At 39.5% G+C, this 18895-nt stretch carries 19 protein-coding genes; 16 read left to right on the forward strand and 3 right to left on the reverse strand.

Features of this window, described 5'->3' with window-relative positions:
* The first annotated feature begins 41 nt into the window (after nucleotides 1-41).
* Both OZX58_RS02395 and OZX58_RS02400 read left to right on the forward strand, forming a co-directional pair.
* Nucleotides 42-785, forward strand: a complete 744-nt coding sequence (locus OZX58_RS02395; protein ID WP_277141314.1) for an adaptor protein MecA — start codon at nucleotides 42-44, stop codon at nucleotides 783-785.
* Nucleotides 786-832: 47 nt separating this feature from the next.
* Entirely contained in the window at nucleotides 833-1669 is an 837-nt protein-coding gene (locus OZX58_RS02400) for a competence protein CoiA family protein (protein WP_348635850.1), read from the forward strand.
* On the opposite strand, the gene OZX58_RS02405 is transcribed toward OZX58_RS02400, so the two are convergent.
* Together OZX58_RS02405 and OZX58_RS02410 are read right to left on the reverse strand one after the other, a co-directional pair.
* On the reverse strand, nucleotides 1661-2299 hold the full coding sequence (locus OZX58_RS02405; protein ID WP_277131194.1) for a DsbA family protein: 639 nt from the start codon (nucleotides 2297-2299) through the stop codon (nucleotides 1661-1663). The two genes, OZX58_RS02400 and OZX58_RS02405, sit on opposite strands and share 9 nt — an antisense overlap.
* A gap of 81 nt (nucleotides 2300-2380) precedes the next feature.
* Complete coding sequence (locus OZX58_RS02410) at nucleotides 2381-3004, reverse strand: CYTH domain-containing protein (protein ID WP_277141316.1); 624 nt, start codon at nucleotides 3002-3004, stop codon at nucleotides 2381-2383.
* Nucleotides 3005-3077: 73 nt separating this feature from the next.
* On the opposite strand from OZX58_RS02410, the gene OZX58_RS02415 reads away from it, so the two are divergent.
* From OZX58_RS02415 to OZX58_RS02450, 8 genes are all read left to right on the forward strand, one after another.
* Nucleotides 3078-3710, forward strand: a complete 633-nt coding sequence (locus OZX58_RS02415) for a GTP pyrophosphokinase family protein (RefSeq protein WP_277131197.1) — start codon at nucleotides 3078-3080, stop codon at nucleotides 3708-3710.
* Nucleotides 3707-4513: an NAD kinase gene (locus OZX58_RS02420; protein ID WP_277141317.1), complete on the forward strand. Its 807-nt coding sequence runs from the start codon at nucleotides 3707-3709 to the stop codon at nucleotides 4511-4513. The genes OZX58_RS02415 and OZX58_RS02420 overlap by 4 nt, the downstream gene beginning before the upstream one ends.
* A complete protein-coding gene (locus OZX58_RS02425; RefSeq protein WP_277141318.1) occupies nucleotides 4500-5390 on the forward strand; it encodes an RluA family pseudouridine synthase in 891 nt (296 codons plus the stop codon). Before OZX58_RS02420 ends, OZX58_RS02425 begins: the two co-directional genes overlap by 14 nt.
* Before the next feature lie 88 nt (nucleotides 5391-5478).
* Entirely contained in the window at nucleotides 5479-6192 is a 714-nt protein-coding gene (locus OZX58_RS02430) for a lantibiotic protection ABC transporter ATP-binding protein (RefSeq protein ID WP_277141319.1), read from the forward strand.
* On the forward strand, nucleotides 6185-6922 hold the full coding sequence (locus OZX58_RS02435) for a lantibiotic immunity ABC transporter MutE/EpiE family permease subunit (RefSeq protein WP_277141320.1): 738 nt from the start codon (nucleotides 6185-6187) through the stop codon (nucleotides 6920-6922). Before OZX58_RS02430 ends, OZX58_RS02435 begins: the two co-directional genes overlap by 8 nt.
* Nucleotides 6919-7665 (forward strand): lantibiotic immunity ABC transporter MutG family permease subunit, encoded by a 747-nt coding sequence (locus tag OZX58_RS02440; protein WP_277141321.1) that lies wholly within the window; start codon nucleotides 6919-6921, stop codon nucleotides 7663-7665. The genes OZX58_RS02435 and OZX58_RS02440 overlap by 4 nt, the downstream gene beginning before the upstream one ends.
* Nucleotides 7666-7688: 23 nt before the next feature.
* Entirely contained in the window at nucleotides 7689-8372 is a 684-nt protein-coding gene (locus tag OZX58_RS02445) for a response regulator transcription factor (protein ID WP_277141322.1), read from the forward strand.
* Entirely contained in the window at nucleotides 8339-9697 is a 1359-nt protein-coding gene (locus OZX58_RS02450; protein ID WP_277141323.1) for a HAMP domain-containing sensor histidine kinase, read from the forward strand. Before OZX58_RS02445 ends, OZX58_RS02450 begins: the two co-directional genes overlap by 34 nt.
* A 50-nt stretch (nucleotides 9698-9747) precedes the next feature.
* On the opposite strand, the gene OZX58_RS02455 is transcribed toward OZX58_RS02450, so the two are convergent.
* Nucleotides 9748-10773, reverse strand: coding sequence for a lactonase family protein (locus tag OZX58_RS02455; RefSeq protein WP_277141324.1), 1026 nt, complete (start codon nucleotides 10771-10773; stop codon nucleotides 9748-9750).
* A gap of 126 nt (nucleotides 10774-10899) precedes the next feature.
* Here OZX58_RS02455 and OZX58_RS02460 point away from each other — a divergent pair, with 126 nt between their 5' ends.
* The 6 genes from OZX58_RS02460 (at nucleotide 10900) to OZX58_RS02485 (ending at nucleotide 18835) form a co-directional block, all read left to right on the forward strand.
* The gene (locus tag OZX58_RS02460) at nucleotides 10900-13665 is read left to right on the forward strand and encodes a cation-transporting P-type ATPase (protein WP_277141325.1); all 2766 of its coding nucleotides are present in this window, start codon (nucleotides 10900-10902) and stop codon (nucleotides 13663-13665) included.
* A 75-nt stretch (nucleotides 13666-13740) separates the two neighbouring features.
* Nucleotides 13741-14121 carry a PTS glucitol/sorbitol transporter subunit IIA gene (locus OZX58_RS02465; RefSeq protein ID WP_277141326.1) on the forward strand — a complete coding sequence of 127 codons (381 nt, stop codon included), beginning with the start codon at nucleotides 13741-13743 and terminating at the stop codon, nucleotides 14119-14121.
* A 13-nt stretch (nucleotides 14122-14134) separates the two neighbouring features.
* The gene (locus tag OZX58_RS02470) at nucleotides 14135-15337 is read left to right on the forward strand and encodes an AI-2E family transporter (RefSeq protein WP_277141327.1); all 1203 of its coding nucleotides are present in this window, start codon (nucleotides 14135-14137) and stop codon (nucleotides 15335-15337) included.
* Nucleotides 15338-15382: 45 nt separating this feature from the next.
* Complete coding sequence (trmL, locus tag OZX58_RS02475) at nucleotides 15383-15940, forward strand: tRNA (uridine(34)/cytosine(34)/5-carboxymethylaminomethyluridine(34)-2'-O)-methyltransferase TrmL (protein ID WP_277141328.1); 558 nt, start codon at nucleotides 15383-15385, stop codon at nucleotides 15938-15940.
* Nucleotides 15940-16332, forward strand: coding sequence for a DUF1149 family protein (locus tag OZX58_RS02480; RefSeq protein ID WP_277141329.1), 393 nt, complete (start codon nucleotides 15940-15942; stop codon nucleotides 16330-16332). The genes trmL and OZX58_RS02480 overlap by 1 nt, the downstream gene beginning before the upstream one ends.
* A gap of 19 nt (nucleotides 16333-16351) precedes the next feature.
* Nucleotides 16352-18835 (forward strand): DNA translocase FtsK, encoded by a 2484-nt coding sequence (locus OZX58_RS02485; protein ID WP_277141330.1) that lies wholly within the window; start codon nucleotides 16352-16354, stop codon nucleotides 18833-18835.
* Nucleotides 18836-18895 lie beyond the last annotated feature (60 nt).

Genomic DNA, 18895 nt, shown 5'->3' on the forward strand with positions numbered 1-18895 from the left:
ACGCTACAATGGATAAAAGAATCCAATGGAGGTGAAAACTCGTGCAAGTTGATCATATTAATGAAAATACTATTCGTGTCCGAATAGATAAAAATGAGTTAGCTAGTCGCGGCTTAAAAGTTTTAGATTTATTGGGTGATCGGGATAAAATTCAGCATTTCTTTTATTCGATTTTGGATGAAGTTGATACCGATCATTCCTTTAGTCAGGATGCGCCAGTAACCTTCCAGGTAATGCCGAATAATGGCGGCTTAGATTTGTTGATTAGTAAGGTAACAAACAAGGACCGTGATAATTTGACACAAATGTTTGGCGGCGAAGCTGAAGACGAGGAAGAAACGGAGGATTCGCGCAAAACGTTTATTGATTTGGATTCTGATGAGGAACTGGATGAATCAGATGACCCTGAAGCTGAAGAAGAGACCGTCAGCAGTTCTCAAGATGATTCACAGCCGCAGGTTAAGAAGCCATTTTGGAAGTTTCAAAAGAAGCAGGCATACAGCTTTAAGGATCTTGATCCGTTAACTGAATTAGCCGATAATTTACGAGCTAGTGATCTGTCTTCAAGTCTTTACTTTGAACGGGGAGAATTCTTCTTAGAGTTAACATTCAATAATGAAAATTATGCAGAAATTAAACCCGCAGATGCTTGGGCAATTGCCAATGAATATGGTATTAAAGTTAAAATCAGTGAAATGGCGCGGGTGCGTACAACGGGTAAATGTCTAATTGCCTGTGATGCACTAGGACAACTGCGTAAGTATTTTGATAAAAATAATCGTTAATTAAAAAGGCAAGTAGGTTACTTGCCTTTTTGCGTATGTAAATTTAGGTGATAAATTTGTACGCAGCATTATTGAATAATCGGTTAGTATTGGCAACAGTTGAAGTAGCGCGAAAAAGTAAATTAGCAAAAAGATATTTGTGTCCGCGATGTCATGAGAGTGTGCAGCTCATTAGTAAGGCAGATGGCGCGTATTTTAAGCATATAGCTAAATCATCCAATATGATGGGAGAAAGGGCAGAACATGCACAGAGCAAGTTACTGCTTAAAGAAGCATTGAGGTCGGTCGGTTTTGATGCACAGGTTGAAATTCCACTGGCGCAAGGGCAGTTGCGAGCAGATGTTCTGGCAAGTCCGCGATTATCTTTTGAGGTACAGTGCGCACCATTAAGTTTGGCAGAACTTAACCACCGGCATCACTTATATTCTGAAATTGGGATTGTTGATGTCTGGGTCGTGGGGCAGAGACATTATTTACGCCGGCAAATAAAAAAGTCACAGCTGCTATTTTTCCGTAAAAATAAACTGTGGCGTGATTATTATTTAGAAATTGATCCTGCAAAGCAGCAATTAATTCTCAAGTATAATGTCTTACTTGAGCCGGTTACTACGCGGGTTCATTATCAAAAGATGACGTTTGCGATAAACGCCCAAGGATTGAGGCAGTTGTGGCACTTTCAGCCGCAAATTCAAAAATATCAGATTAATCCGATAGGCCAACGTGAATATTTGGCCCGGCAGTTAATGCAACAAACAAAAACAGGCCAGTCAATTGCGACTGCCCTGTATAATAGGCAAATTACTGTTAATGATCTGCCTGATGAGATTTTTAGTAAAATGCGCCATGTAGGTCAACCAAATAATGTTTTGACCTATTTAAATTAAGCGCAAATGATTAGTCTTGCGTAAGTTGCAATTCTTGGTTTCCTCTTCAAAGTTTTCGATAAAGCAGGAATCATGCTTTAAAACATTGATTAATTTGTCGTGAGCAACAGTACCTTCTAGTAAAATACCGTTGTAATTGCCGCTTTCGTTATAAATGATTGTTGTTGGTGTGTTGCGAACATTCATCTTATCAGCAAGGTCCATGTCTTGCTTAATAGATTTATCAATATACTTATCGGCTTTAGGATTATTGATTTTTTTGAAATCTAAATTCAATTTTTTGGCAATTTTTTGTTGTAAATTTTCAGAGTAGAGATTAAAGTTAACGTTCAATGCCTGTTGCAGCTCAACTATATAAGCACGGGCTTTTTTGTTGCCATATTCGAGCTTAATTGCGTGATAGATCCGCAATGTCTGGAAAGAAGCCATTGAATATTTTGAAATATCAGTTAGCTTTTGACCATCTTTGCGGCGGCGGACAATGTCCGCTGAAATTACTTTTGTGTTAGTAATTGGAATGTAATTAAAACAAGTATCAATATTAAGTTCGTTAGTGGCTTGTTTGATTAAAAGTTCTGTATCATAACAGTAGATGCCAATCGGATTGACAAAGAGGAAAATCTCAAACATCTTTAATCCTTCCTTCAAATTACCAATTAAATACTACTGTACCAAATAACTGATATATAGGCAAAGAATACGCTCACATAATTATCTTCTAACACGATGAGCGTATGCACGAGCGATTTTAGGCTGGTTAGTATTAGTTTTAGTTTGCTTAAAATTGTAGCTGTTTTCAAGGGAAAAAAGGACCTTTTTGATTAAAGCAGGATTAGAATTTTCGATTTCTAATTCGTAATCGACATAAGAATCTGGATAGGTGGTTGCGTCAAATGTCAATTCGCAATTTTCGGGGCCAACAGCTAAAATGCGGCGCGTTTTGCTAAAAGTTTGGAGGTACAGCTCAAGTTGTGTACCAAAGTTAGTCTTCAAGTATTGTTCAACATTACCATTAAATATGGCAACTGTACCCTTTTCTGCCTGCTGGACAAACTTTTGCGCGGCAGCTAGTTCTAAATCGTCGTTAATTTCAACTGCTTCATGAAAGTTATGCTGGATAAGTTGTGAATGGGGGACTTTGAGCGTTTGCTCGGCGTGATCTTTGAATATCCGCACGCGGCAGCTGATTTGGTGCTGCTTTAATAAGCCATCATGCGTATCAAAATAATAATTAGCCTGCAAAAAGTCACTTTTAACAGGGAAGGCAGCACATAATTGTTGATAAGTTGCCTCAGTTAACAATGTTTTAGCTTCAATTTCAGTATTTTTAGTCATTATCATTACTCCAATCTGTTTACTCTTATTATATGGTAAAATGAAGTTGCTGTTTGAGAAAGGAATTATTTCAATGGAAATAGATTGGGACAACTTTTTATGGCCGTATACAGAGGCCGTTAATGAATTAAAAGTAAAATTTCGGGCCCTTAGACAGAGTTTTTTAACTAAGGGAGAACACTCGCCAATTGAATTTGTCGTTGGCCGAGTAAAAACAGTTGATTCGATTAAAGAAAAAATGACCCGGCGGGTAATCAGTCCCGACGTGATTGAGACCGACATGCAGGATATTGCTGGCATTCGAATCGTGTGTCAGTTTGTTGACGACATTTATAAGGTAGTGGACTTGATCCATGAGCGGCAAGATATGGAGGTCTTGGAAGAGCGCGATTATGTGCAAAACGCCAAGCCATCAGGTTACCGTTCTTACCACATGGTGATTTCCTATACTGTTTATTTGCCAGAAGGTGCTAAAAAATTGCTGGCCGAAATTCAGGTGCGGACGTTAGCAATGAACTTTTGGGCAACAGTTGAGCATACTCTAAATTATAAGTATCAAGGTTCTTATCCAGATGATATTTCCAAGCGTCTAAAGTCAACAGCGGAAACAGCATACAAGTTAGACGAGGAAATGTCTTTAATTAAGGATGAAGTTCAGGAAGCGCAGAAGATTTTTACCAAGAATAAGGGCAAGGAAAAATCATGAAAATAACGATTGCTCATAATACTAATGAGGAAACGTTGCGGGTTGTCGCGCATTTAAAAAAATTATTGCAGCAAAAAGATGATGTTGTCTTTGATGCCAAGTATCCGGATGTAGTAATTACAGTGGGCGGCGATGGTACATTAATTAATGCTTTTCATCGTTATGAAACCCAGATTAGCTCAATCAGGTTTATTGGAATTCATACGGGACATTTGGGCTTTTATACTGATTGGCGCAGTGACGATGTTGATAAGATGGTGGATGCACTCTTTTTGCGGCAGCCGGAGTCGACCAACTATCCGTTATTGGAAGTTGAACTTGAGACTGAAGCAGGAGAAAAGCGACATTTTTTGGCTCTGAATGAATCGGCAGTCAAACGGGTTTCACATACCTTGGAAGCTAATGTTTATATTGAAGGACAATTATTTGAAAACTTTCGCGGCGATGGCCTGTGTGTCTCAACGCCAACTGGCTCAACTGCCTACAACAAGTCACTTGGCGGTGCGGTAATTCATCCGCGGTTAAAGGCGTTGCAAATGGCTGAGATTGCTTCGATTAATAATCGCGTGTTTCGCACTCTCTCTTCGCCAATTGTTATTGCCCCTGACCAGTGGATTACAATTGTGCCAGACGCTAATCATTTGGTAATGACAGTTGATGGTCAGCACATTGACGTCTACAATGCCAAAAAGATTACTTACCGGATTTCGCAAAAGGTAATTCAGTTTGACCGCTTTGGCCACACGCGATTTTGGTCGCGAGTTCAGAGTGCCTTCATTGGTGATAAAAATGACACTATTTAAGTTGAAGTTTACAAGTAACAGCCCCCAGAAGTTAGGGGCTTTTTTAATGAAGCATGGTTTTTCAAAGCAAGCGGTCAATAACGCTAAAAATCATGATGGCTTAATTCTGGTTAATCATAAGCGCCGCTACACTAGCTACCAACTGCATAAAGGTGATGAAATTATTTTTGTACCGGGTCAAGAAAAGGCCAATCCGTGGCTGCGACCTTCTGATAAGCCGCTAGTGCGGGTCAAGGAAACAGCTAACTATTTGGTGGTGAACAAGCCAGCTGGCGTCTTGTCAATTCCCTCACGTTATGAAGATGATGATGCGCTTGTTAATCGCGCTTTAGGATACTTTACTAAGAGCAAGCAGGAGGAGGTTAAGCCGCACGTAATTACCCGCCTTGACCGTGATACTTCAGGGTTAGTGTTAATTGGTAAGAATCCGATTGCCCACGCCCGCTTTGCTAAGTTAAGTAAGGATGACTTTGTAAAAAAATATCATGCTGTGGTTCACGGTAATTTTGCGTCAGATGAGCTAACTGGAATGATTAAGGCGCCAATTGCGCAAAAAGAAGGAACCGTCGTCCGCCAAATTGATCCTGCTGGTCAATCAGCAGCAACAGAATATCGTGTTTTGAACCAAGTCGCAGGTGCAAGTTTAGTCGAATTACGCTTGTTTACTGGCCGTACGCACCAAATTCGCGTTCATCTACAGTCGATTGGACACCCATTATTTGGCGATCCGTTGTATGGCGTAGCGGATAATTTTACAAGACAAGCCTTGAATTGCTATTATTTGGCTTTTCCGGATCCCTTCTTGGATCAGCAAGTAGAAATTAAAATTCCGGAGCCGCTTGATATGCAAGAATTATGGCAGAATTTACAAGGATAAAAGTATGGAGAATCCATACTTTTATTTTTTTACTTTATAATTTCCTGATAACTGGTTGCTAAACTTATTAAAAAAGGGAGGTTAAACAGTGGATGATAATGAATTATTGGTAACAACAAAAAATTTGACTAAAAAATATGGTCAAACTGAAGTAATCAAGAATTTATCGTTAACAATTCCTAAAAATACAGTTTACGGCCTATTAGGAGCAAATGGTGCGGGAAAATCGACAACGCTTAAAATGATTACCGGAATTGTCCACCCAACTCAGGGGTGTATTTATTATAAAGGTAAACCATGGCAAAGACAGGACTTGAATGAAATTGGTGCGCTAATTGAAACGCCGCCGTTATATAACAACTTAACTGCGTTTGAAAATTTGCTGGTTAGGACAACTTCTTTAGGTTTACCAAAAGAGAGAATTAGTGAGGTATTGGCAATAGTTGACCTAACGAATACAGGTAAGAAAAAGGTTAAGCAGTTTTCTTTGGGGATGAAGCAACGTTTAGGAATTGCTTTGGCATTGATTAATAAACCAAGCTTACTTATTTTGGATGAGCCAACTAATGGCCTTGATCCTTTGGGAATTGAATCTTTACGTAAGTTAATTCGTTCTCTGCCCAAAAAGGGAGTCACGGTTATTTTTTCGAGTCATATTTTAGCTGAAGTTGAGAATGTAGCTGATGAAATTGGAATTATTGCTGCTGGCAAGTTGGGCTATCAAGGGAAAATACCAGATAATACTGAGGAACTAGAAAAATTGTTTATGACGGTAGTAAGAAAAGGAGCAGTAGATGAGTAGAATACAAAATTTAATTAACGCTGAAACGATTAAAAATCGCCACTCTTTTATTGTTCTTAGTTTATGGCTATTGCCCTTAGTAACGACAGTTTTAGCAAGCTTTTTACTAGCTGGAAAACAAGTACAGCAAGCAATCTTTAATTGGTGGTATATGGTTATGTTGCCGATAGAAGTTGCCCTAATTAGTAGTTGTCTGCTTGAAAACGATAAGAAACAAAATTATTTTAATCTTAAATTGACACCGGTTCCAGCCCTTAAAATTTGTCTTGCCAAAATTATAACGGGCTGTTGCTATCTTTTATTTACTAATATAATTATGATGCTTTTGGTTTTGGGAGTAGGAAGTTTGTTTGGCAAGCAGTTATTCCCAGAACAAGTATTGCAGGCAACTATCTTGCTGACGGTATGCTTTGCTTGGCAAATTCCACTTGGGCTGCTATTAGAACTCAAATTACCAGCAATCCTTACACTAATTATGATGTTTATTGCAAATGTATTTTTTGCTAGTCAAACTTTTGCTGGCAGCAAGACATTGTGGCTGATTCCTTTTGCAATTCCGGCCAGACTAATGGCAGCCATTTTGGGTATTAATCCCAATGGTGTTTTGTTAGCCAAAAATAGTTTTCTACATGCAAGGAATGTTATTTTACCAGGTGTTTTACTTACCATTGCACTATTTGGAATTTTGCTGGTTATACTTGGCCATTACTTTAAAGAAGATAAACTATGAATTTAATAAATTTGTTTCAAGCTGAGTTTTTAAAATTGCGCCACACAAATTATTTTGTGATTCATGTTGGACTGACTTTACTAGGAGGAATATTAGGTGCCAGCTATTTCTTGATGACTAAGTATCGTTTCACTACTTTTCTAATCAATTATTTCCTAGTAATTGCGCTTAGTTATCCATTTGCCTGTAGTTATGCTTGCTACAGTATTTTTGAACCTGAAATAAAGAATGGCTGCTTTAATCTCTTGAGTGTAACTAAGCGTTGGCAAATTCTGCTAGTTAAATTGTGTTATCTGTTAATTAGTAGCTTAATTTCTTGCTTTTTAGCGATTTTTACATTTACTTGTATGGTCAAAATAATGCGCGCTAAAATAATAATTAATGTAAGTTATTTGTTAGGAATGTGTTTATTGCTTTGGGGCAGTAACTGCTTAGCATATCTTGCCCATAGCTTTTTGGAATTAAAGTTTGGTCATAATGTTAGTTTGATTTGTGCTGCTTTAGAATTTTTGTTAGCAGCATTGTTATTAACGAATTTAGGTAATCTGATTTGGCCATTTTTTCCTAGTAGTTGGGGTGGACATCTCGTGCGAATTTATACAATGGCATTCTTTAATTTTAGAGTAGTCTCACTTATTCCAGTAGATTTGGCCGTGTCAATAATTATTTGTCTGACGTCAGCAATGTTAATTTTTATTTTTTGTTGGTTTAATCAGTGGGAAGGACGCAGAAATGAAGGTTGATGATTTATCAAGAGGAGAAGATTATGGCTAAAATTCTTGCCGTTGATGACGATCAAGACCTGCTAGTATTAGTTAAAAGAGCGTTAACTCGTGAAGGCTATACTGTTGATACTAGGTGCTCAACTAAAGAATTAACTGCTGAAAGTTGTCGCTTTTATCAGTTGATATTAGTTGATGTCATGATGCCTGATGAAGATGGTTTTGATTTTTGTCAACGAATAAGACCAGTATATGATGGACCGATTATTTTTCTGACAGCTAAGACTGATGATGCGGCTCTAGTGCGGGGATTAGGACTTGGCGGTGATGATTATATTAAAAAGCCGTTTAGCTTGGCTGAGCTACGGGCCCGCGTCAATGCTCATTTGCGTCGCGAAAAGCGGCAGCCACTTCATGCGTATGAACGCTCGGGTGTACTTTTTAATTTGTCAGAAAGAAAAGCGTATGTTCATGGCGAGAGTGTTCCTTTTACTAAAGGAGAATTTCAATTGGCAGCTCAGTTAGCAGAACATCCGGGTCAGGTATATACCAAAGAGCAGTTATATGAAACAGTTTTTGGTTTTAATACCGTTAGTGACAATGCGGCAATTGCTGAACATATCAAAAATATTCGTGCTAAATTAAAAATGTTTTCGTTAGCGCCGATTGTAACTGTCTGGGGAGTGGGCTATAAATGGCAAGAAGAAGGAGTATCTCCTACTTATTAATTGAATTTTTATTAGTTAATGGGCTAATGATTATTTTCTTAACTTGTATCTGGTTTTTTAGCGCTCAGTATTTTGGGAATAATGGTGTTATCTACCCAGCTAATTATGATGAGCAGAAGGTTCAGCAATTTGTTAAAAACCAGCGTCATGAGCGAGTGTTTAATGCTGACGAAGTACCTGACAATGTAAGTTATGCTTTATTCAATCAGCAACATCATATCTTGAAGACTAACGCAACGCAAACTGACCAGCAAAAAATGCGGCAGTACTTACATTATCCTGAACAGTCCAATTATGGTTACCAACTAGTACGTTATCCAGATAAATCAGTTGTAGTACTCCATTATAATTATCTAACTCGGTATGTTAATCCAGTTTTGCAAAAGATTTTGCCGCCGTATGAATATTTTTCTTTGGGAATATTATTGTTCTTAATTTTGTTTTGCTTGGTTGCGACGACTATTTTATTAAGAAATAAGATAGTTAAGTCAGTTAATCTATTTCATCAAGTTGGCGAAGAGATTGCGCAGCGCAATTTGGATTTTGAAATACCACAATCTAATATTAAAGAATTTGAACATGCTTTGAATGCAATGGCCAAAATGCAATCAGCTTTAAAAGAGTCATTGACAAGCAAATGGGCACAGGAACAAAGTCAGCAGCAGGAAATTTCGGCTCTTAGTCATGATTTAAAAACCCCACTCACCATTATTCATGGTAATAGTGAATTGTTGCTCGAAGATGACAACTTGACTCAGCAGCAGCGAGAAGATTTGCAAAGTATCATGCGTAATACTATTCAGGCTGACGAATATTTGGATTCACTCAGAGCAGCAACTAATGGCGATGTTGAGCAGGCAAAAAATATTAATCTTAATATTTTGCAGAGTGTGATTATTCAGCGTGCGCAAGAATTAGTCCATCCTAAAAAAATCAAGTTGATAATGACTGGTACAATGACAGGGAACGCTTATTTACAAAAAAATCATGTTATTAGAGCAATAATTAATGTCATTGAAAATGCAGTTACCTTTACGCCCGCAAAAGGAAAAATTAAGTTAACTTTTAAAAACCAGCCAAAGCAGGTACAAATTGGTATTTATGACCAAGGCCCAGGTTTTTCTAAAAGTGCTTTGATGAATGCAACTAAGCGTTTTTGGAAGGAAGATCAAGCACGTAAAATGAATGGTCACAGTGGCTTGGGACTGTGGTTTGCCAATGATGTTGTTAGTAGAAATACGGGACAATTAATTATCAAAAATGGTCCTAGTGGTGGCATTGTTTTACTAAATTTAGCAAAAATTACCAATAAAGATGAAAATTAAAAGGAGTTCATGTCAGTCTGATATGAACTCCTTTTGCTTATTAAGATTAATTATTCAAATAAGACACAAGTACCTTCTGGTACGGCAATGTCTTTTTGAATTGGGGTTAGACAACCGTTCTCAGCGTCACGAGTATAGAGTGTCGCATTATCCGTATTTTGGTTGGCGACCACCACGTATTGTTCATTTTCGTCCCAGTTAAAGTCACGTGGGAACTCACCGAACGTGGAAACTCGTTGGGTCAATTGCAAAGTATGGTCAGGCTTAATACCAAAGACAGTAATTGAATTATGACCACGGTTAGAAACATAAAGATACTTGCCATCATTGCTCATTCGAATTGCTGCTGCACCGTTATGTTCAGTGTAGTCTTCAGGAATGGTCGAATAAGTTGCAATATTTTCAAACGTCCAGTTATCTTCGTCGAACTTCACAACATTAACTTTGCTGGATAATTCACCGGCAACGTAGAAGTACTTGCCATCGGGACTGAAAACAATGTGGCGACTGCCAAATCCCGGTTCATTTTGGTAACTTGCTAGGTGTGCTAATTTTTGGTTGTTAAAACTGTAAAAGTCAATACAATCATTACCTAAGTCACAACTAACTAAATTGCCATTAGGCGTTTCGTCAAAGAAGTGGGGGTGCGGGCCGTCGACTTGTTCAGGTTGTGGTCCCAATGTGTCAGCCGTATGGGTGACTGAATCCAGCAAGGTTAATTTGCCGTCTGCAGTATAAGAAAAGACTGCCAATTGAGTTGTGTGATAATTGGCTGTATAGAGCAGTTTTTGCTCTTTATTGATGCCAATATAGGCAGGAGATGAGCCAGCTATTAAATAAGAATCAGTTTCTTGGTATGCACCATTAATTAATTTGTAGGCACTAATTCCGCCTTTGTCACCTGCATTGTTAATCGTAAAAATCAGGTCATGATCTTGGACAAAATAAGTTGGTCCACCAACTTTAATGATTTCCTTTGCCTGACCTATTTTAGCTGTAGAATCCGTGATTTCAAGCGGTAATTCGTAAATTCCGGTGGCTGTGTTTTTAGTGTAGCCGCCAATTAATAGCCTCATTTTTTAACCTCCAGTTAAATTTTGTAATATAATTACTCTTAATAAGTATAGCACGAAGTGTTATATTTAAATTTGAGTAGTTAGCTTTATTAAAAGCAGAAAATTTTAGTTAAGAAGGTACCGTTAATGGACGAAAATAAAATTCGTGAACTTTATGCAAAAAATGACGTTGCAGAAGTTTTTACCAATTTAAATTCTTCATCTGATGGTCTAAGTTCACAAGAAGCTGCCAAAAGACTGCAAAAATATGGTCCTAATGAGATTAAAAAATCCCAAGAAGAATCACAATGGAAAGTATTTTTTAAAAACTTTATCAGTATGATGGCAATTTTGTTGTGGATTTCAGGTGCAATTGCAATGTTCAGCGGCACACTTGAGCTGGGAATTGCAATTTGGATGGTGAATATTATCAACGGCTTGTTTAGTTACTGGCAAGAACGTGCGGCTAAACGGGCAACAGATGCGTTAAATAATATGCTGCCGACTTATGTGCAGGTCATTCGTGATGGCAAAAAGGTGCAGATCGATTCTAAGGAATTAGTTCCAGGTGATGTGTTTGTTCTGCAGGCTGGAAATGCCATTCCTGCTGATGCGCGGCTAATCTCGGCTAGTTCAATGCAGGTCGATCAGAGTGCCTTAAATGGTGAGTCAGTGCCAGAATCAAAGACAACGAAGTATGATCCTGGTGAAGGCAGTTATGCCGAAACTAACTTGGTTTATTCTGGGACGACAGTCGGTGCCGGAACAGCACGGGCAATTGCCTTTGCGACGGGGATGAATACCGAGTTCGGTCGGATTGCGCAATTGACGCAAAAGCAGGATGAGGTTGATAGTCCGTTAACGCAGGAACTTAACCGCTTGACTAAGCAATTATCAATTATTGCGGTTTCAATTGGGGTCTTGTTCTTAATTGCCGCGATTTTCTTTGTTAAGTATCCGTTTGCCAAGGCCTTTATCTTTGCGCTAGGGATGATTGTTGCCTTTATCCCAGAAGGGTTATTGCCAACAGTTACCTTGAGTTTGGCGCAAGGTGTTCGCCGAATGGCGAAAAAGCACGCCTTGGTCAAAGAACTAAACTCAGTTGAAACCTTGGGTGAGACGACCGTTATTTGTTCGGATAAGACGGGAACGTTAACGCAGAACCAAATGACAATTCACTACATTTGGACTTTGAAAAATGAATACAAAGTTACGGGTAATGGGTATGTTAACAATGGTCAAGTTGAATTAAACGGTAAGCAATTGTGGTATGAAGAAAATCCGGACTTACACAAGTTAATCCAGATTGCTTCTCTTGATAACGATACCGCGGTGCAGCCAAGCAAGGTTAAGGGCGGCAAGCCGAAGATTTTAGGTACGCCAACTGAAGCTTCATTAATCATTATGGCGCAGAAAGCGGGCTTTGACCGGCAAAAAGTGCTGGTGAAATACCCAAGAATGCGGGAATTACCGTTTGATTCTGATAGAAAACGGATGTCGACTATTCACCGCTGGAACGATCAGCAATATATAATTTTCACTAAAGGTTCCTTTAGTGATGTGATTAAGCAGTGTGACCAAGTTCAAGTTGATGGTCAAGTAAGGTCAATAACCCAAGATGATATTGATCGGGCTAATAAGAATAATGCCCAATATGCCGCTCAAGGATTACGAAGCATGGCGATGGCTTACCGGATTGTTGACCGTGATGATACCGATATTTCTAAGTTGACTATCGCTGACGCTGAAACGCATTTGGTCTTTGTTGGACTGACAACAATGAGTGATCCGCCACGGCCAGAGATTTATAATGCTGTTAAACGGTGCCACGAAGCTAAGATTAAGATTATCATGGTTACTGGTGACTCCAAGTTAACGGCTAAGTCGGTGGCAGTTCAGATTGGACTAACTTCTGATAAGGCGCGCGTTATTTCTGGAACAGAACTTGAAGAAATGAGCGATAACGACTTACGTGAAGCTTTGAAGGGTGAAGTTATTTTTGCCCGGGTTGCTCCTGAACAAAAGTACAAGGTTGTTAAGACTTTGCAAGAAAATGGCGAAATTGTCGCCTCAACTGGTGACGGTGTTAATGATGCGCCAGCTTTGAAGCAAGCTGATATCGGGATTGCAATGGGGATGACCGGTACGGACGTTGCTAAAGACGCCGCTAATATCATCTTGACCGATGACAACTTCGCTTCAATTGTTGCTGCAATTGAAGAAGGGCGTGCCGTTTACAGTAATATTCGGAAGTTCTTAACATATATTTTGACTTCTAATGTTCCTGAAGCCTTTCCGTCAATTTTGTTCCTGTTCTCTGGTGGTCTGATACCATTGCCAATGACAGTTATGCAGATTTTAACGGTTGACTTAGGTACGGATATGCTGCCGGCATTAGGGCTTGGCGGCGAAGCTGTTGACCCAGACGTGATGAAGCAGGCACCAAGAAAGCGTAGTGAACACTTGCTTAACCGCAGCGTTATCCTTCATGCGTTCTTATGGTATGGTCTGATTTCAAGTATTATTTCGATTGGTGCCTACTTCTTTGTCAATGCGCAAAATGGCTGGCCGCAGGCTGCCTTAGCTTCCAGTGGTTCTGTTTATATGCGGGCAACGACAATGGTATTAGGTGCTATTGTCTTTACTCAGGTTGCTAATGTTTTGAACTGTCGGACCAACAAGGTTTCGATTTTCAAGAAAGGCCTGTTCAGCAACCACAACATTTGGTATGGGATTATCTTTGAAATCCTGCTCTTCCTTGTGTTGACAGTAACTCCAGGACTACAACAATTATTCAACACAACGAGATTATTGCCAACAGATTGGTTATTCCTCTTCTGTCTGCCAATTCCGCTGGTATTGATTGATGAATTACGAAAATGGCTCTTTTTCCACAAAAAAGTCAAAGAGTAAAAACAAAAAACCGCTTATATATTAGGTAAGCGGCTTTTTATTATGCTAAAATTAGTCATTAGGGAGCATTAAAAAATGAAATGGATATCTACAATAACGCAAATTGGTCAGCAGGCAATTAAGCCTGAAGATATGATGGTTATTTTATTTGGTGAAAATGTTACTAAAGGCTTAGTAGATGTATCGGTTCTGCAAAAGTTTAGTTCACAGACACCTGCTAGCACGTTTGTTTTTAAAAAAGGTGATACAATCACAATTGATGGTCAAACCTATGTTGCCGCTTTTGTCGGGAGTATGGTTGAAAGTAATATGCGGGTTTTGGGACATGCAACTTTATTTTTTGACCAGAAGAAACTTCAAAATCCGCTAGCCAATGGTATTTATCTTGAATTGGGCACTAAGCAAACGCTGCCGGAATTCAGGGTAGATGATGACATTGTTTATGAACACAGATAATTAGGATGGTTTAATGGAAAATCAACGAAAACATTCGAGGCGCAGTATTTTTGAAAAATGGTTTTTGAATAATCGTTTTAGTATTGTACTGCTTAATATCTTATTGTTCTTCCTTGTGATTTGGTTGTTCAATAAGATTTCTTTTGTTTTAAATCCAGCGCGGTTATTTTTTAGTGCTATTTTGCCGCCGCTTTTGTTGGCAGTGATCCAATTTTACATTATGAATCCGCTGGTAGACACGCTTGAGCGTAAGTTTAAAGTGCCGCGGGTTGTTACAATTGCTGGGCTGTTTATTATAGTAGCCTTACTACTTGTCTGGATTATCAATACGCTTTTGCCGATTGTTCAAACCCAGATTAATTCACTAATTAAGCATTGGCCGCGCATTTGGCGTGAAGCAAGCGTTGCGGTGCAGGATAAGTTAAGCGACCCACAATTTCATAGTGTTAAAAATAATATTAATGATGCGATTAATCGTGCACAAAGCATGTTATTTAAGTCTAGTCAAACGGCAATTAACGCGGCTCTAGACAACATCTCATCAGCAATTAGTATCATTACGATTATTTTTATGACGGTCGTTACTGCGCCGTTCATCTTGTTCTTCATGCTTAAAGACGGACACCAATTGCGGCCATATATTACAGAATTCGCGCCTAAACGCTGGCAAAAAAGTTTTAGTAAATTATTATATGAAATTAATGCTGCCTTAGCTTCATATATTCGTGGTCAGATTACCGTTGCTTTTTGGGTGGGCATTATGTTTGCAATTGGCTACACTATTATTGGGCAGCCGTATGCCATTGCTCTGGCGGTTTTAAGTGGTGTGTTAAACTTGATTCCGTATTTTGGAACGTTTATCGCCTTTATACCTGCTGTAGTGATTGCGGTGATGACTTCGGTACCAATGCTAGTCAAGGTGCTCATTGTGTTTGCGGTTGAGCAGACAATTGAATCACGGGTAATTAGCCCACTTGTATTGGGCAACAAGATGGCAATGCATCCAGTTACCACGATTTTGCTCTTAATCGGTGCCAGTTCTGTTTGGGGCCTTTGGGGCGTGATTTTTGGGATTCCAATCTATGCAATCTTGAAAATTATTATCATGCGCGTGTACAATTATTACCGTAAGGTTTCGCAGGTTTTTGCGGAGGATAAGAATGCTGCTTTAACCACAGAAGCTGCACCTAAGAAAGAAAAAATAACAAAAGAATAGAAGAAGTGTGGTTATAGGCCGCACTTTTTTGTTAAGGAGAAAATAATGACAAACCATGTTGTATTGTATGAACCACTGATGCCAGCTAATACTGGTAATATTGCTCGGACTTGTGCCGGAACGAATACAGTGCTAGATTTGATTGAACCGCTAGGCTTTCAAATTGATGACAAGAAGATGAAGCGTGCCGGACTTGATTATTGGGATAAAGTAGACGTTCGTCGTCATGACGACCTTGAGGCATTTTTGAAAACACTGGGTCCACAGGATGAAATGTACTTAATTTCGAAGTTTTCAGCGAAAAATTATGCCGAAGTTGATTACACCGATGAGGATAAAGATTACTATTTTGTTTTCGGAAAAGAAACAACAGGTTTGCCGGAAACTTTTATGCGTGAATACTATGACCGTAATTTGCGGATTCCAATGTCTGACAACATTCGCTGCTACAATCTCTCAAACTCTGTAGCGATGGTTTTGCTTGAGGCATTGCGCCAACAAGGCTTTCCAAATATGGAAACGGCGCATCATTATGAAAATGACAAGTTAAAGGATGATTATAATCGCCCTGAACGTTATGAAAGAAATTTAGGAGAAGAATAATGGATTTTGTTAAAGAAACACCAGTCATGGTTAAAAATTTTCACTATGACATTAATGAAGAACCAGAAACAAAAGATCAAGTTAATTTTGGCTTGAAAAAAGTTGAAAAACAAAACGATGATGGTACAACTGATGCCGGTCAAGATGGCAGCTACTTTGATGTCACGGTAATTTTTGATGTTGCGCCGGCTCCTGGGGAATTTTCTGTTAGCGGGATGATTAGCCAAATTGTGCAAATCAAGGATTACTTTGGTGACGGCAGCGATCTTGATAAGACTGACTATAAATTACTCAGCCGGCCATTAGTTGAATATATTGAGACCTTAACTTATGAAGTTACGCAAATTACCTTGGATCAACCAGTTAATTTGAACTTCCAAGCTAATTTTTAGCTCCTAATTAGGTGCAATTATGCCTAAGAAAAAGAGAAAGACAACTAAAAAACGTAAGAAGGCGCAGAATACTGGGATAACTTGGGCGGTTATTGGTCTGATTCAACTTATTATTGCTGTTTGGGCATTTGTGAAATTTGGTATCTTGGGCAGACAGATTGCCAACTGTTTTCGTTTGTTTTTTGGCGATTCTTATTTACTGGCAGCGGGGTTGTTCGGCCTGTTTGGTCTGGTAATGCTAATTTATAACAAGCCGATGCACTTTAAGTTTAAGCGCAGTTGCGGCTTGTTTTTGGCAATTTTAGGGGTATTAGTAATTCAGAGCAGTATTTATTTTGAGCATGAGCTGGTTAATAATGCTTTTATGAATGCCTTTTGGCATGAAATGGCTGCTGAATTTGCTCGTGCGGCAGTAACTCTGCCGGTTGGCGGCGGGATTATTGGTGCTATCTGCTATCAATTGTTTTACCAACTGCTTGGCCATATTGGTTTGCGCGTGATCGCAGTTTTGTTGATACCAATTGGCCTGTTAATGTTTTTTGATGTTAAATTTAGAACAATTATTGAAAAGTTTCAGTCCTTTAGTCAGCTGTTTATTGTCAAAAATCAGGCAGCAGGAACCAAAATCAAAGATAAATATGAAGTTCTGCGCGAGAAACAATTACAGAAAATAGCGGAGCAGCAGGCACGTGATCTGAATGATCCGTTAAATTCGACATCGCCGATTTTTCCTAATGTTAATGATTTTGCGGTTAAAAAAGATGCTGCTGAAGAAGAGACAACTTCACAAGAAAATCTTCCTGAAACAGAAGCAGAGTTTGAAGCGCCAGTTGAGGATGAGCAGAATGACGAGCCGCAAATTCAAATTGCTAGTCAAGAAGAGCCTAAATCAAGTGAGCCGGAAGCAGAGTTTGACCAACAGGCAGAACCAGAAGATGACGAAAAAGAAGAAGAAACGGCGTTGCCAAAGTCACATTCTTTTGCCGATCAGGATAAGAAAATGCTGCAGGAATTGGCAGATGTGGATCACGGCGAACTAGAAACCAAGCAGAAACAAGAACCTAATCCTAAATATCGGAAGCCGCCGCTTTCGCTGCTTGATACAGTTAAGAATGCGGATCAGAGTTCGGATAAAACATTAATCCGGCAGAATACTCAAACCTTGCAGACAACTTTTAAGAGTTTTGGCGTTAATGTCATTATTAAGAAGGCAATTTTGGGGCCAACGATTACTCGGTATGAAGTTCAGCCTGCAGTTGGGGTTAAAGTCAGCCGCATTGTCAATTTGGCTGATGACTTGGCCTTAGCGCTAGCTGCTAAAGATATTAGAATTGAAGCGCCAATTCCCGGTAAGCCATTTATTGGGATTGAGGTGCCTAACCGAACAACGTCTGTTGTTGCGTTTAAGGATGTAATGCAGAACCAAGATGCCAAGGCGCAACAGGAACCAATGGTCGTGCCTCTTGGTAAAGATGTTACGGGTCAGACAATTTCGGCTAATTTGGCTAAGATGCCGCACTTGTTGATTGCTGGTTCGACTGGTTCTGGGAAGTCCGTGGCAATTAACACGATCCTAACCAGTATTTTGATGAAGGCAATGCCGGACCAAGTTAAATTGATTTTAATTGACCCGAAGATGGTTGAATTATCCGTTTATAATGGGGTTCCGCATTTGCTGATTCCAGTTGTAACGGATGCTAAACTAGCCGCTAACGCGTTAAGCAAGGCCGTTAAAGAAATGGAGCGGCGTTATAAATTATTTGCGGCTAGTGGTGCGCGCAACATGGCAGAATTTAACGAAAAGGTTCGGCTGAACAATCAAGATAAAACTAAGCCGGCAATGAAGCCGCTACCTTATATTTTGGTTGTCGTTGATGAATTGAGTGACCTAATGATGGTTGGCGGCCATGATGTCGAAGGTGCAATTGTCCGCTTAGGGCAAATGGCGCGTGCTGCCGGAATCCACATGATTTTGGCAACGCAAAGACCGAGTGTTGACGTAATTACCGGTCTGATTAAGGCGAATGTGCCGTCGCGGATTTCTTTTGCCGTATCTAGTGGTGTCGATTCGCGCACAATTCTGGACCAAACGGGAGCGGAAAAATTATTGGGTCGCGGCGACATGCTGTATATGCCAGTTGGTGCTTCAAAGCCGGAACGAATTCAAGGAGCTTATGTTGCTTCTAGTGAAGTGGAACGAGTTATCTCCTGGGTTAAGGACCAGCAGAAGCCAGTATATGATGAAGAAATGATTCCGCAAAAGAGTAGTGATAATGCGACAGATGACGATGAACCGGAAGATGAATTTTATTCTCAGGCAGTTGATCTGGTTAGACGTCAGCAGACAGCCAGTGTGTCAATGTTGCAACGCCGTTTTAGAATTGGTTATAATCGAGCTGCTAGAATTGTGGATGACATGGAAGCTAAAGGTGTTGTTGGGCCTTCTGAAGGTTCCAAGCCGCGGCAGGTTTTGTTGCCGCCAGAAGATACATCTGAGAAGTAATTTTTAAGAAAGTTTAGCATGTGGCAATTTTAGCTAATTTTACGGTTGAATAATGTTAAA

Origin of the sequence: Lactobacillus sp. ESL0680 (assembly GCF_029392855.1) — a bacterium.
In the GTDB taxonomy this organism is placed as follows: domain Bacteria; phylum Bacillota; class Bacilli; order Lactobacillales; family Lactobacillaceae; genus Lactobacillus.

Coding starts and splice junctions, on each gene's coding strand:
- OZX58_RS02405 (WP_277131194.1), bottom strand. CDS start 2,299: ATGTTTGAGATTTTCCTCTTTGTCAATCCGATTGGCATCTACTGTTAT.
- OZX58_RS02445 (WP_277141322.1), top strand. CDS start 7,689: ATGGCTAAAATTCTTGCCGTTGATGACGATCAAGACCTGCTAGTATTA.
- OZX58_RS02455 (WP_277141324.1), bottom strand. CDS start 10,773: ATGAGGCTATTAATTGGCGGCTACACTAAAAACACAGCCACCGGAATT.
- OZX58_RS02415 (WP_277131197.1), top strand. CDS start 3,078: ATGGAAATAGATTGGGACAACTTTTTATGGCCGTATACAGAGGCCGTT.
- OZX58_RS02460 (WP_277141325.1), top strand. CDS start 10,900: ATGGACGAAAATAAAATTCGTGAACTTTATGCAAAAAATGACGTTGCA.
- OZX58_RS02420 (WP_277141317.1), top strand. CDS start 3,707: ATGAAAATAACGATTGCTCATAATACTAATGAGGAAACGTTGCGGGTT.
- OZX58_RS02465 (WP_277141326.1), top strand. CDS start 13,741: ATGAAATGGATATCTACAATAACGCAAATTGGTCAGCAGGCAATTAAG.
- OZX58_RS02485 (WP_277141330.1), top strand. CDS start 16,352: ATGCCTAAGAAAAAGAGAAAGACAACTAAAAAACGTAAGAAGGCGCAG.
- OZX58_RS02470 (WP_277141327.1), top strand. CDS start 14,135: ATGGAAAATCAACGAAAACATTCGAGGCGCAGTATTTTTGAAAAATGG.
- trmL (WP_277141328.1), top strand. CDS start 15,383: ATGACAAACCATGTTGTATTGTATGAACCACTGATGCCAGCTAATACT.
- OZX58_RS02410 (WP_277141316.1), bottom strand. CDS start 3,004: ATGACTAAAAATACTGAAATTGAAGCTAAAACATTGTTAACTGAGGCA.
- OZX58_RS02480 (WP_277141329.1), top strand. CDS start 15,940: ATGGATTTTGTTAAAGAAACACCAGTCATGGTTAAAAATTTTCACTAT.
- OZX58_RS02450 (WP_277141323.1), top strand. CDS start 8,339: ATGGCAAGAAGAAGGAGTATCTCCTACTTATTAATTGAATTTTTATTA.
- OZX58_RS02425 (WP_277141318.1), top strand. CDS start 4,500: ATGACACTATTTAAGTTGAAGTTTACAAGTAACAGCCCCCAGAAGTTA.
- OZX58_RS02435 (WP_277141320.1), top strand. CDS start 6,185: ATGAGTAGAATACAAAATTTAATTAACGCTGAAACGATTAAAAATCGC.
- OZX58_RS02440 (WP_277141321.1), top strand. CDS start 6,919: ATGAATTTAATAAATTTGTTTCAAGCTGAGTTTTTAAAATTGCGCCAC.